Raw genomic sequence first — 12,610 nt, 5'->3', positions numbered from 1 at the left:
ATGGAAGACTCGGGCCCTGCGGCCCGCTTGCTTATTGCTTGGGAATGCCAGCCCGCTGGGCGGCCTGGTCCCACTTGCGAATCTCTTCGCGCTGGAATTCGCCCAGCGCCTTCGGCCCCACCGGAAACACCTCCCAGTTCGTGCGCGCCAGGAAGTCGGCGGCATCCTGCGTGCGGTAGATCGACAGCAAGGTGTCGGACAGGGCTTCGATCACGGCCGGCGGGGTGCGCGCGGGCGCGAACGCCGCCGTCCAGTTCACCATGTAGTAGCCCGGAAAGCCAGACTCCTGCAGGGTCGGCGTGTCCGGCGCGCTCTTCAGGCGCGTATCGCCCGTGACCGCCAGCAGGCGCATGCGGCCGCTTTGCACGAACGGAATCACGGCGCCGTAATCCGCGAACACGAAGTCGACCTGCCCGCCCGCCAGATCCGTCAGCGCCGGCGCGGCGCCGCGGTACGGCACATGATTGGCCTTGATGCCGCCCATGGACAGGAACAATTCGGTGGCGATCTGATAAGACGCGCTGCCGCTGCCGAAATTCAGCTCGCCCGGACGTTTGCGCGCGGCATCCACCAGGTCCGCCACCGTCTTGTACGGCGCATCGGCCTTCACCGCCAGCGCCATCGCGCCATAGCCCAGGCGCGCCACCGGCGCGAAGTCCTTCACTGGGTCGTACGGCAGTTGCTTGAACATGGCGGCATTGGTCGCCACCGGGGAATTGCTGGCCAGCAGCAGGGTATAGCCGTCGGGCTCCGCCGTGGCCACCGCCTGCGCCGCGATGAAACTGTTGCCGCCCGGCCGGTTCTCTACCGTGACCGCCACGCCCAGCCTTTCCTCCATTTTCCTGGCCACGTAGCGGGCATTGCTGTCGGTGCCGCTGCCCGGGGGAAACGACACGATCAGCCGGATCGGTTTGTCGGGATAGGCGGCGTGGACCGCCGCAGCGGGTTGCGCCAGCCAGGCGGCGCAAACCAGCGCCAATAGGCGCATTGCCTTGTTCATGCTTGTCTCCTGTTGTTGTCGCTTGTCGCGCTGGGCGCGCAGCCAACCTCAGCGTAGGCATGCAGGCAGTTGCCGTCTAATATTAATTTTTGCGCTTCCGATACGAAACGGATATTGGCCGCTCGCCCGCTTCGATATGAATAACGTATCGAAAATCAAAAAAATAATATTGGACAGCTTTCAGGGCGCTCACGGATAGTGAGCTTCGGCGCCTTGCCACGGCGCCCCAGTCCGCATCGGAGCGCCCAATGATAGATACGCTAGAACTCACCGCCATCCCGCCCGAAGACGAAGCCCTGCGTGCCGAAGTCCGGGACTTCCTGGCGCAAACGCTGGACGGCCTGGAACCCGACGAACGGGCCCGGTCCTGGATGGGCTTTGACGCCGGCTTCAGCCGCCAGCTGGCCGAACGCGGCTGGCTGGGCCTGACCCTGCCTCGCGAATATGGCGGATCGGCGCGCGGCCACTTCGCGCGCTTCGTCCTGTCCGAAGAACTGCTGGGCGCGGGCGCCCCGGTTTCGGCGCACTGGATCGCCGACCGCCAGAGCGCGCCCCTGATCCTGAAATACGGCACGCCCGCGCAACAGGCGTTCTACCTGCCCCGCATCTGCCGCGCGGAGGCCTTCTTCTGCATCGGCATGAGCGAGCCCGGATCGGGATCCGACCTGGCCAGCATCCGTACCCGGGCCGTGCCCGAGGCCGGCGGCTGGCGCCTGAACGGCAGCAAGATCTGGACCACCAACGCGCACCGCTCGCACTATATGATCGCGCTGGCCCGGACGTCCGGCACCGCCGAAGACCGCCACCAGGGCCTGTCGCAATTCATCGTGGACCTGTCGCTGCCGGGCATCTCGATCCGTCCCATCGAAGACCTGGCAGGCGATGCGCATTTCTCCGAAGTGTTCTTCGACAACGTGGCATTGACCGAAGACGCCCTGATCGGCGCGGAAGGCGCAGGCTGGGCGCAGGTGAACGCGGAACTGGCGTTCGAGCGCAGCGGCCCCGAGCGCCTTTATTCCAGCATCGCGCTGCTGGAATGCTGGCTCGCGCATTGCCGCGGCCAGGCCGACGACGCCGGCACCCGCGCCGTGCTCGGCAGCATCCTGTCGCAGATGGCGGTGCTGCGCGCCATGTCCCTGTCGATCGCGGGCAAACTGGCGGCGGGGCTCAGCCCCGCCACCGAGGCCGCGCTCGTGAAAGACCTGGGCACCGAACTGGAGCAGGCCATTCCACGCCTGATCGGCGACGCGCTCGCGCGCCGCCCGGACCAGCCGCCTCCCCTGCCGCTACTGCGCACGCTTGCCTACCTGGAGCAGGTGGCGCCCACGTTCTCGCTGCGCGGCGGCACCCGCGAAATCCTGCGCGGCATCATCGCCCGCGGCCTTGGCCTTCGATAAGGACGACCTCATGGACAACATTTTTGGCGACGCCGCCGAACGCCTGTTCGCAGAAACCTGCACGCCAGACGTCATCCGCCGCGCCGAACAGGGGCAACGCCCCACCGCGGCCTGGCAGGCCTGCGAAGACGCCGGCTTCGGCGACGCGCTGGTGCCGCAGGCGGACGGCGGCGCGGGGCTGGACCTGGCCGAGGCGCTGCCCATCGTGCTGGCGGCAGGCCGCCATCTGTGCCCCTATCCCATCGCCCACACCCTGCTGGCGCGCGCCTGGCTGAGCCGCGCGCAGCGCCCGCAGGCGACGGGTTCCATCGCGCTGGCCCCGCAAGGCCTCGCCATCGAAGGCGGACGCCTGCGCGGCGCGAACGTGCCCTGGGTGCGGACCGCGGACTACATCCTGGCCGAGTCCGGCGGACAAACCTGGCTGCTTCCCACGCAGGCCGCCTGCATCCGGCCCAATGGCGTACACGGCAACCTGGCCGCCGAAGCGTCCTGGCCGCTGGACGCCGCCGAGCGCGTGGAGGGCGCAGCGCCCCTGGACGTGCTGGCCGCCACGGCCTACGCGGGCCTCATCGCGGGCGCCATGGAGCGGGTGCTGGCCATGACGCTGGACTATGCGAACCAACGTGCGCAATTCGGCAAGCCCATCGGCCGGTTCCAGGCGGTGCAGCAACAGGTCAGCGTGATGGCCGAACAGGTGTGGGCCGCCCGCATGGCGGCGCAGCTGGCCTTCCAGGGCGGCGAAGGCCAACCCGCCCCGATGCTGGCCGCGGCCGGCAAGGCGCGCGCCAGCCAGGCCGCGCCGCTGGTGGCCGACATCGCACACGCCGTGCATGGCGCGATCGGCATCACCGAAGAGTACGACCTGCAGTGCTACACCCGGCGGCTGCGCGAATGGCGGCTGGCCGGCGGATCGGAGTCCCACTGGCACGAACGCATCGGCGCGCACGCGCTGTCCAGCACGCACGACGCGCTGTCGTATGTGCGCGGCGCGCTTCACGGCAAGGAAGCGGCATGAGCGCGGAACCTTCCAAGGAATTGCCGTTGGCCGGCATCCGCGTGCTAGATCTGAGCCGCGTGCTGGCCGGCCCCTGGTGCACCCAGACGCTGGCCGATCTGGGCGCCGAAGTCTGGAAGATCGAAGCGCCCGGACAGGGCGACGATACGCGCAGCTGGTCGCCGCCCGACATCGGCGGCGAATCCACCTATTTCCTGTGTGCCAACCGCAGCAAGGAATCGGTCGCCGTCAACCTCAAGCATCCCGAGGGCCAGCGCATCGTGCGCGACCTGGCGCGGCAGGCCGACGTGCTGGTCGAGAACTACCGGCTGGGCGCGCTGGAGGCCTTTGGACTCGGCTACGAGGATCTTGCCGCCATCAATCCCGGATTGATCTATTGCTCCATCAGCGGCTATGGCCGCAGCGGGCCGCGCGCCGCCGAACCGGGCTACGACTTCGTGATCCAGGCCGAGAGCGGCCTGATGTCGATCACCGGCGAACCCGAAGGCGCGCCGATAAAGCTGGGCGTGGCGATCACCGACCTGGTAACCGGCATGAACGGCGTGCAGGCGATCCTGGCCGCACTGCTGGCCCGCGCGCGCAACGGCCGCGGCCAGCACATCGACCTGGCGCTGCTGGACGGCGCGGTGAGCGTGCTGGCAAACGTCGGCGCCGGCTACCTGGCGGCGGGCCATGCGCCCGCCCGCCTGGGCAACGGCCATCCCACGGTGGTGCCCTACCAGATATTCGGCACGCGCGACGGCTCGTTCGCGCTGGCCGTGGGCAACGATGCGCAGTTCGCCCGCCTCTGCGCCCTGCTCGGGCATCCGGAATGGAGCGCGGACCCGGGCTACGCAACCAACCGCGCCAGGGTGCTGAACCGCGCCCGCCTCATTCCACAACTGGAAGCCCTGTTCGCCGCAGAAAACACCGCGCACTGGCTGGAACGCGTGCGCGCCGCGGGCATCCCGGCGGGCGCGGTGCGCCGCGTGGACGAAGCGCTGAACGCGCCTGAAATCGCGGCGCGCGGAATGATCGCCGACACGGCCGATGCCCGCCACGGCACGCTGCGCCTGCTGCGTTCCCCCTTGCACCTGCGCGGCACGCCGGCACGCGAACCCGCGGCCCCGCCGCGGCTGGGCGAGCATACCGACGCGGTGCTGGCGCGCGCGCTGGCGCTGGACGAAACGGCGCTGGCTTCCCTGCGCGGGCAAGGCGCGATTGCCTGATAGCGAAGGGATAGCACCAATGCAGGAAGCGATATGCAACCCGTATCATCTGTGGCAAGCCCTATCCGGACCGCCACTATGGATTTCCGTCACCTGCAGCAGTTTCTCGTCCTGGCCGAAACGCTGAATTTCCATCGTGCGGCCGAAAAGCTGCACATGTCGCAGCCGCCCCTGTCCGTCTCGATACGCAAGCTCGAAGAGATGGTGGGCGTGCAGTTGTTCATCCGCGGACGCCAGGGCGTCAGGCTGACCGAAGCCGGCCTGGCGGCGCTGGACGAAGCGCGGCGCGCCCTGTTTCATGCCGATCAGTTCCGGCAGGCGGCGCGCGCGGGCGCCGCCGGCGAAGGCGGCACGGTGCGCATCGGCTTCGTGGGATCGGCGACGCACGGCGTGCTGCCGCGCATCCTGCCGCCGTTCCGCCAGCGCTATCCGGGCGTCACCGTGGTGCTGCGCGAAGCCACGTCGATACGCATCATGCAGGAACTCGAGGAAGACACGCTGGAAGTCGGCATCGTGCGCGTGCCGGTGGCGATGGGATCGAACGTGCGGCTGGCGCCGCTCACGACCGAGAAGTTCGCGCTGGCCATCCCCAAGACGCATCCGCTGGCGCGGCGCGGCCGCATCCGGCTGACCGACCTGGCCGACGAAGCCTTCATCATGTATACGGCCACCGAAGCCGCCGGCCTGCGCATGGCCGCGATCAACGCCTGCCAACTGCGCGGCTTCACGCCCCGCATCACGCAGGAGGCCGTCCAGGTGCAGACGCTGTTGAGCCTGGTCGAAAGCGGCCTTGGCGTCGCCCTGGTTCCCGCCGGCGGCCGGCGCCATCCCGGCACCAACGTTGTCTACAAGACACTGGCCGACTTTCCCGCCGACGCTTCCATCGGCATTTCATTGGCATGGAATCCCGCCACGGAACGCAGCGCCACGCGCAACCTGCGGGAAATGGCCAGCCAGGCGTTCCGGGACAAGGCCGCGAAATAAACGCGGGCAGCTTGCAGCAACCGGGCCGCCAGGCTTAGGATTGAGCATGGCCACGCCGCAGCGGTGCCCCAAGGCCCATGCTATGGCGCCGGACCGAGGTTCGACTTCACCAGCGATTCGGGAGCACATCGTGAAGACAGTTGCTGAGCTTCTCAGGGAAAAGGCCAACCATTCCGTCGTGACGGTTTCACCGGACGCGTCGGTCTTCGATGCCATCAGTATCATGGCGGAACGCAGCATCGGCGCGGTCGTGGTCGTCCAGGGCGACGCCGTGCTGGGCATGCTGACCGAGCGCGACTACGCCCGCAAGATCGTCCTGCAGGACCGCTCATCGCGGACCACGAAAGTCCGCGACATCATGACCGACTCGGTCTACTACGTCAGCCGCACCGACACCCGCGAGCACTGCATGGCGATGATGACCGAACGGCACTTCCGTCATCTGCCCGTCATCGAAGACGGCAAGCTGATCGGGCTGCTGTCCATCGGCGACCTGGTCAAGGACGTCATGAGCGAACAGAAGTTCATCATCCACGAACTCGAACGCTACATCACCGGCGAACGCGGCTGACGCCGGACGCGCGCGGGGCCTGGCGAACGGGCAGGCTCGCGGCTATCCCGCCGTGAGCGTCTTGAACGCCGGCACGATCAGCCCCAGCCCTGCGGCCAGCAGCAGCACGAACACCATGCGCTTGACGGTCTTCATCGAGCCGGCCGTCGAGTAGCGGCGCGCCATCCAGGTCACGCCGATCACGATCGGCAACGCCAGCACGCTCAACCAGAACGACGACGCCATGAATTCGCCTTGCCCGGTCACCAGGGTCAGGCGCACGACGGCGTTGAGCGAAAAAAGGATCAGCAGGCTGTTGCGGATAGCCGCCAGCGGCAAGGGCTGGCGGTACAGGTGATAGACCATGGGCGGGCCGGCGCTGGAAAAGAGCCCGCCCAGCACGCCCGACACGGCGCCGAAGAACAGGAAGGACTTGCGCGACGAGACCTGCGCCAGCGGTTGCGCGCGCGCCACCAGCAGGACGGCGCAGGCCAGGATCGTGACGCCCAGCAGCAGCTGCAACAAAACGGTCATCGCTCCGCTGATCCAGGCCAGCGCAGCAACGCCCGCCCCCACGCCCGCCAGGCTGCTGATCATGGCGGGCCGGATCAGCGACCAGTTGACCTGGGGCCTGGCGCGCGCCAGCGTCACGGCGGCGTTCACCAGGGACAGCACGCTGACCACGTTGGCCACCTCGGACACGGACGCCAATTGGAAAACGCCCGACAGCCCCAGCAGCACCAGGCCGAACGCAAAACCCGTCATCGTCTGCGCATAGGTGGCGAGCGCCACGCAGGCGAGGAACAGCAAGTGTTGGGAAATACTCATTGCTTAAGGGAAGAGCCTGACCAGCCTCGGCTCTGCCCGGAGCCGCGCATGGGCGCGGCTTGGGAGCGGATCGACGGGGAACGGCGTACTAGGGATCTACATTTTTCTCGCCGGCGATCATAGCACCGGCCGCCCTAGGGGGCCGGTGCCGCACGGCAGCACATATTTTGTCACAAATGGATGCGCTCATGCACCCCGCCCCCGGCGGGGTACCGCTATCCTTGCCGCCCTGCAACCCGCTGCGCCCCGCCCCGCGCCAATGACGCCCCGACAGACCACGATCAACACGGTGACCCTGACCTGCTCCACCTGCGGCAGCGCCCAGTTCACCAAGCTGGATACCAATGAATACCGCTGCAGCCATTGCCATGCGGTCACGCTGGTCGAAGACAACGTCGCCCAGCGTCTCGAAAAGATCCTGCGCGGCATCCAGCAGCCGGCGCCGCCGGCGCGCCCCGGCCCCGGCGTCCTGGCGGCAATCGCCATCACCGTCGCGGCCGCCATCGCGGTCCCGCTGGTGATCTCGCTACTGGGTTCGAACACGCGCAGCGTACCGCGCCAGCCGCCGCCCCTCCCACCCATCGACGCCTCGCTGGTCAAGCTGACCGACGTGCAGGAAATCGAAACGCGCGGCCGCCGCCAGCTCGTCCTGATCGTGCGCAACGAGACCGGCAAGAAGATCGACATGCCGCGCGTCACGGCCTCCTACTTCCAGGGAGAGCTCTCGCTGTCATCTTCGTCGGGCTCCGCGCCGGCACGGTCGCTGCAGCCGGGCGAGTACGCGCCCATGACGATCTCGGCGCCGGACAAGGCCTATACCCGCTATGCGCTGCAGGTGTCTCCCCCGGCCCTCTCCCGCGGCAAGAACAACGACGTGGCCGCAAACAAGGTCCAGCTGGTGCGCAACGACGGCACTTACCGCCTGGTCGGCCTGTTGAAGAACCATGGCGCCGAGGCGGCGAACAGCAGCCAGGTCACGGTGATGCTGTACGGCGACGACGGCCGCCTGATCGGCATCGGCAATGGATACGGCGCCGCCAGCCCGCTGGCGCCCGGCGCGCTGACTGCCTTCGATGTGCGATGCGAAATGCTGACCGATGGCGCGGTCGCTTCTTACGATTACATGGTGCAAAGTGAACGCTAACCGCTCCGACGATTCCAGGCGCCTGTCCAGGCCGGCCGCTGCCGGGCTGGCGCTGATCATGCTTGCCGCCGGCGGTTTTGCTCTGTGGAAGTACACCAGCGTCCTGCCCTGGAGCGCGCGTTCCGCCGCCCCGTCCGCGCCGGCGGCCGCGCCCGCCCCGGCGCGCGAAGACGCCCCGCCCAGCCGCATCGTGCGGGTCAGCCCGGCCAATGTGCGGGTGATCGACCACGTGCGCCTGAGCACCGAAGAACTGCTGGATCCGGAATTCGCCCTGTTCGATCCGGCCGCGTTCAAGCTGTCGGCGCCGCGCCGGCTGCTCGACGAGATCGAGCGCCCAGTCCTGTACGCGGAACTGGTCAACACCAGCGACAAGTACGTCGCAGTCTCGCCGAAGGCGGCGATCACGGTATTCGACGGTTCCCGCCCGCTGGACCTGAGGCAGGAGTGGCGCCTGCCCACCCACCTCTACCCCGGCGAACGGGTGCCCGTGGCGCTGACCGGGCGCGTCGACCGCTACACCGAAGTCAAGACCGATTGGCTTCCCGCCAAGCGCGCCGCCCTGCCCGGCCCGCGCCCCAAACTGGCTATCTCGGTCGAAAACACCGAGGCCAACGTCGGCACGGGCACCCTGAACTTCACCTACCGCTACCGCTACAAGTACGTAACCGTCCATGGACGCGTGCGTAACGACAGCGCCGCCGAAGTCGAAGGCGTCAAAGCGTGGGTCAGCCTGTACGACGCCCAGGACAAGCTGTCCGGCGCCGCCTTCCAGGAACTGCGGCTGCCGAAGCTCAAGCCCGGCGAGAGCGCCCCGTTCCAGGTGAACGTCAAACAGTACGGCGGGAATTTCGCCCGGGTGGAAATCGTTTACGACGTGGACGGCCGCTAGGCCCGCCTACCGCACCGGACGGGCCGCCGGCCCCTTGCGGGCCGGCCCCGGCGGCGTCGCCCTTAAGCAACAGCTATGCATTCAAGTCTTATATAAGATATAAGACATTTGCTTGCGTCCCCCTCTTCCCTCTACAATTCGGGCCAACAACCCTTCTTCCAACCCGACTTTGAGCAGGCCTCACATGCTGGATAACTACCGCCAACACGTTGCCGAACGCGCGGCCCTGGGGATTCCCCCGCTGCCCCTTACGGCCAAACAAACCGCTGAATTGATCGAACTGCTGAAGAACCCGCCCGCTGGCGAGGAGCAGAATCTGGTCGAGCTGCTGACCCACCGCGTGCCGGCCGGCGTGGACGATGCCGCCAAGGTCAAGGCCTCGTACCTGGCCGCCGTGGCGCTGGGCAAGGAAGCTTGTGCGCTGATCAGCCGCGCCAAGGCGACGGAACTGCTCGGCACGATGCTGGGCGGCTACAACATTGGCCCGCTGATCGAACTGCTGGACGATGCGGAAATCGGCACCATCGCCGCCGATGCGCTGAAGAAGACGCTGCTGATGTTCGACGCCTTCCACGACGTGAAGGAAAAGGCGGACAAGGGCAACGCCAACGCCAAGGCCGTGCTGCAAAGCTGGGCCGACGCCGAATGGTTCACCAGCCGTCCGGAACTGCCGGAAAGCCTGACGATCACCGTCTTCAAGGTGCCGGGCGAAACCAACACCGACGACCTGTCGCCGGCTCCGGACGCCACCACCCGCCCCGACATTCCCATGCACGCCCTGGCGATGCTCAAGAACAAGCGCGAAGGCGCCGCGTTCCAGCCGGAGGAAGACGGCAAGCGCGGCCCCGTGAAGTTCATCGAGTCGCTGAAGGAAAAGGGCCACCTGGTCGCCTACGTCGGCGACGTGGTCGGCACGGGCTCCTCGCGCAAGTCGGCCACCAACTCGGTGCTGTGGTTCACGGGCGAAGACATCCCATTCGTTCCGAACAAGCGCTTCGGCGGCGTCTGCCTCGGCAGCAAGATTGCGCCGATCTTCTACAACACCATGGAAGACGCGGGCGCCCTGCCCATCGAGCTGGACGTCTCCAAGATGGAAATGGGCGACGTCGTCGAACTGCGCCCCTATGAAGGCCGCGCCCTCAAGAACGGCGAAGTCATCGCCGAATTCGAAGTGAAGTCCGACGTGCTGTTCGACGAAGTGCGCGCCGGCGGCCGCATTCCGCTGATCATCGGCCGCGGCCTGACAGGCAAGGCGCGCGAAGCGCTGGGCCTGGCTCCCTCGACGCTGTTCCGCCTGCCCAAGGATCCGGTCGATTCGGGCAAGGGCTACACCCTGGCCCAGAAGATGGTCGGCCGCGCCTGCGGCCTGCCGGAAGGCCAGGGTGTGCGCCCGGGCACCTACTGCGAACCGAAGATGACCTCGGTGGGCAGCCAGGACACCACCGGCCCCATGACCCGCGACGAACTGAAAGACCTGGCCTGCCTGGGCTTCTCGGCCGACCTGGTGATGCAGTCGTTCTGCCACACCGCCGCCTACCCCAAGCCCGTGGACGTGAAGACGCACCACACGCTGCCGGAATTCATCAGCACCCGCGGCGGCGTCTCGCTGCGCCCCGGCGACGGCGTCATCCACTCGTGGCTGAACCGCATGCTGCTGCCCGACACCGTCGGCACCGGCGGCGACTCGCACACCCGCTTCCCCATCGGCATCTCGTTCCCGGCCGGCTCGGGCCTGGTGGCCTTCGCCGCCGCCACCGGCGTGATGCCGCTGGACATGCCTGAATCGGTGCTGGTCCGCTTCAAGGGCAAGATGCAGCCCGGCGTCACCCTGCGCGACCTGGTCAACGCCATCCCGCTGTACGCGATCAAGCAGGGCCTGCTGACCGTGGCCAAGCAAGGCAAGAAGAACATCTTCTCCGGCCGCATCCTCGAAATCGAAGGCCTGCCCGACCTGAAGGTCGAACAAGCCTTCGAACTGTCGGACGCTTCCGCCGAACGTTCGGCCGCCGGCTGCTCGGTGCACCTGAACAAGGAACCGATCATCGAATACATCAACAGCAACATCGTGATGTTGAAGTGGATGATCGCCAACGGCTATGAAGACGAACGCACGCTGGGCCGCCGCATCAAGGCCATGGAAGCCTGGCTGGCCGATCCCAAGCTGCTGGAGCCGGACGCCGACGCCGAATACGCCGCCGTCATCGAGATCGACCTGGCCGACGTGCACGAGCCCATCGTGGCCTGCCCGAACGACCCGGACGACGTGAAGACGTTGACCGACGTTGCTGGCGCCAAGATCGACGAAGTGTTCATCGGCAGCTGCATGACCAACATCGGCCACTTCCGCGCAGCCTCCAAGCTGCTGGAAGGCAAGCGCGACATCCCGGTCAAGCTGTGGGTTGCCCCGCCGACCAAGATGGACGCCACGCAACTGACCGAGGAAGGCCATTACGGCGTGTTCGGCACGGCCGGCGCCCGCACGGAAATGCCGGGCTGCTCGCTGTGCATGGGCAACCAGGCGCAAGTCCGCGAAGGCGCGACCGTCATGTCGACCAGCACCCGCAACTTCCCGAACCGCCTGGGCAAGAACACGAACGTGTACCTGGGCTCGGCCGAACTGGCCGCCATCTGCTCGAAGCTGGGCCGCATCCCGACCAAGGACGAGTACATGGCCGACATGGGCGTCATCAACAAGAGCGGCGACCAGATCTACCAGTACTTGAACTTCGACAAGATCGCCGACTACAAGGACGTGGCCGACGTCATCGAAGTCTAAGCGGCCAGCGGGCCACGCCCGCGCCCGCCAGGCACAGGCCTGCAGGACAGCCCCGGAGCGATCCGGGGCTGTTTTTTTTCCGGCGCCCGCGCCCGCAGCGCATTCCGCTGCCAGGATCGATACGTTTCAATACAATCACGGTAACCATTGACACACATCCGCGATGCCGGGGAAGCCCCTGCCGCGCGATCAGGAGGAAGATCCGCCAATGACCCGGCTTTTGCTGCCGCCGCTGCTGCTGGCGCTTGCCGGCTGCGCCACCGCGCCGCCGTCCAATCCCGAGAACATTTGCGCCATCTTCCGCGAAAAGCCGGACTGGCACGACGCCGCGCTGAAAGTGCAGAAAAAGTGGGGCGCGCCCGTGCCGGTGCCCATGGCCATGATGTACCAGGAGTCCTCGTTCAAGCAGGACGCTGTGCCGCCCCGCTACTACTTCCTGGGCATCATCCCCTGGGGCCGCGTCAGTTCCGCCTACGGCTATGCGCAGGCCAAGGACGAAACCTGGGCCGACTACAAGGAGGACGCCGGCGGCTGGGGCTCCAGCCGCGACGACTTCGCCGACGCGCTGGACTTCATGGGCTGGTACATGAACAAGTCCCAGCGCCTGAACGGCGTCTCGAAATGGGACGCCTACGGCCAGTACCTGAATTACCACGAAGGCTGGACCGGCTACCGCAATCGCAGCTACGACCGCAAGGCCTGGCTGAAGACCGTCTCGCAGAAGGTACAGGCGCGCGCCGAGAAGTTCAGCGCTCAGTACAAGCAATGCGAGGCGGACCTGACGCGGGGCGGCTGGTTCTGGTGACGCCTGCGAGGGGC

Annotated in this window: 11 protein-coding genes; 9 read left to right on the top strand and 2 right to left on the bottom strand. The window is 67.2% G+C overall.

The window, feature by feature from the left end:
* Positions 1-31 precede the first annotated feature (31 nt).
* Complete coding sequence (locus tag AGI3411_RS19190; protein ID WP_129528930.1) at positions 32-1,000, bottom strand: Bug family tripartite tricarboxylate transporter substrate binding protein; 969 nt, start codon at positions 998-1,000, stop codon at positions 32-34.
* Between the two features lie 248 nt (positions 1,001-1,248).
* Between AGI3411_RS19190 and AGI3411_RS19185 the strand changes: the two genes are divergently transcribed.
* The 5 genes from AGI3411_RS19185 to AGI3411_RS19165 all read left to right on the top strand — a co-directional run bounded on the left by AGI3411_RS19185 (position 1,249) and on the right by AGI3411_RS19165 (position 6,175).
* On the top strand, positions 1,249-2,397 hold the full coding sequence (locus tag AGI3411_RS19185) for an acyl-CoA dehydrogenase family protein (protein WP_129528929.1): 1,149 nt from the start codon (positions 1,249-1,251) through the stop codon (positions 2,395-2,397).
* A gap of 10 nt (positions 2,398-2,407) precedes the next feature.
* Positions 2,408-3,412 carry an acyl-CoA dehydrogenase family protein gene (locus AGI3411_RS19180; protein WP_129528928.1) on the top strand — a complete coding sequence of 335 codons (1,005 nt, stop codon included), beginning with the start codon at positions 2,408-2,410 and terminating at the stop codon, positions 3,410-3,412.
* Positions 3,409-4,620, top strand: coding sequence for a CaiB/BaiF CoA transferase family protein (locus AGI3411_RS19175; RefSeq protein ID WP_129528927.1), 1,212 nt, complete (start codon positions 3,409-3,411; stop codon positions 4,618-4,620). Before AGI3411_RS19180 ends, AGI3411_RS19175 begins: the two co-directional genes overlap by 4 nt.
* 78 nt (positions 4,621-4,698) lie before the next feature.
* Positions 4,699-5,604, top strand: coding sequence for a LysR family transcriptional regulator (locus tag AGI3411_RS19170; RefSeq protein WP_129528926.1), 906 nt, complete (start codon positions 4,699-4,701; stop codon positions 5,602-5,604).
* Between the two features lie 130 nt (positions 5,605-5,734).
* Positions 5,735-6,175, top strand: coding sequence for a CBS domain-containing protein (locus AGI3411_RS19165; RefSeq protein ID WP_129528925.1), 441 nt, complete (start codon positions 5,735-5,737; stop codon positions 6,173-6,175).
* Between the two features lie 42 nt (positions 6,176-6,217).
* On the opposite strand, the gene AGI3411_RS19160 is transcribed toward AGI3411_RS19165, so the two are convergent.
* Positions 6,218-6,982, bottom strand: a complete 765-nt coding sequence (locus AGI3411_RS19160) for a TSUP family transporter (RefSeq protein ID WP_129528924.1) — start codon at positions 6,980-6,982, stop codon at positions 6,218-6,220.
* Positions 6,983-7,241: 259 nt separating this feature from the next.
* On the opposite strand from AGI3411_RS19160, the gene AGI3411_RS19155 reads away from it, so the two are divergent.
* The 4 genes from AGI3411_RS19155 (at position 7,242) to AGI3411_RS19140 (ending at position 12,596) form a co-directional block, all read left to right on the top strand.
* Positions 7,242-8,126, top strand: coding sequence for an FxLYD domain-containing protein (locus AGI3411_RS19155; RefSeq protein WP_129528923.1), 885 nt, complete (start codon positions 7,242-7,244; stop codon positions 8,124-8,126).
* A complete protein-coding gene (locus AGI3411_RS19150) occupies positions 8,116-9,015 on the top strand; it encodes an FxLYD domain-containing protein (RefSeq protein ID WP_129528922.1) in 900 nt (299 codons plus the stop codon). Before AGI3411_RS19155 ends, AGI3411_RS19150 begins: the two co-directional genes overlap by 11 nt.
* 184 nt (positions 9,016-9,199) lie before the next feature.
* On the top strand, positions 9,200-11,791 hold the full coding sequence (gene acnB / locus AGI3411_RS19145) for a bifunctional aconitate hydratase 2/2-methylisocitrate dehydratase (RefSeq protein WP_129528921.1): 2,592 nt from the start codon (positions 9,200-9,202) through the stop codon (positions 11,789-11,791).
* 208 nt (positions 11,792-11,999) lie between these two features.
* Positions 12,000-12,596: a transglycosylase SLT domain-containing protein gene (locus AGI3411_RS19140; protein WP_129528920.1), complete on the top strand. Its 597-nt coding sequence runs from the start codon at positions 12,000-12,002 to the stop codon at positions 12,594-12,596.
* Positions 12,597-12,610 lie beyond the last annotated feature (14 nt).

Origin of the sequence: Achromobacter agilis, from assembly GCF_900496965.1 — a bacterium.
Lineage (GTDB): Bacteria > Pseudomonadota > Gammaproteobacteria > Burkholderiales > Burkholderiaceae_B > Achromobacter > Achromobacter agilis.
The sequence above is the reverse complement of the archived record's forward strand: the minus strand, read 5'-3'. Positions and strand labels throughout refer to the sequence as shown.

Coding starts and splice junctions, on each gene's coding strand:
- AGI3411_RS19190 (WP_129528930.1), bottom strand. CDS start 1,000: ATGAACAAGGCAATGCGCCTATTGGCGCTGGTTTGCGCCGCCTGGCTG.
- AGI3411_RS19185 (WP_129528929.1), top strand. CDS start 1,249: ATGATAGATACGCTAGAACTCACCGCCATCCCGCCCGAAGACGAAGCC.
- AGI3411_RS19180 (WP_129528928.1), top strand. CDS start 2,408: ATGGACAACATTTTTGGCGACGCCGCCGAACGCCTGTTCGCAGAAACC.
- AGI3411_RS19175 (WP_129528927.1), top strand. CDS start 3,409: ATGAGCGCGGAACCTTCCAAGGAATTGCCGTTGGCCGGCATCCGCGTG.
- AGI3411_RS19170 (WP_129528926.1), top strand. CDS start 4,699: ATGGATTTCCGTCACCTGCAGCAGTTTCTCGTCCTGGCCGAAACGCTG.
- AGI3411_RS19160 (WP_129528924.1), bottom strand. CDS start 6,982: ATGAGTATTTCCCAACACTTGCTGTTCCTCGCCTGCGTGGCGCTCGCC.
- AGI3411_RS19155 (WP_129528923.1), top strand. CDS start 7,242: ATGACGCCCCGACAGACCACGATCAACACGGTGACCCTGACCTGCTCC.
- acnB (WP_129528921.1), top strand. CDS start 9,200: ATGCTGGATAACTACCGCCAACACGTTGCCGAACGCGCGGCCCTGGGG.
- AGI3411_RS19140 (WP_129528920.1), top strand. CDS start 12,000: ATGACCCGGCTTTTGCTGCCGCCGCTGCTGCTGGCGCTTGCCGGCTGC.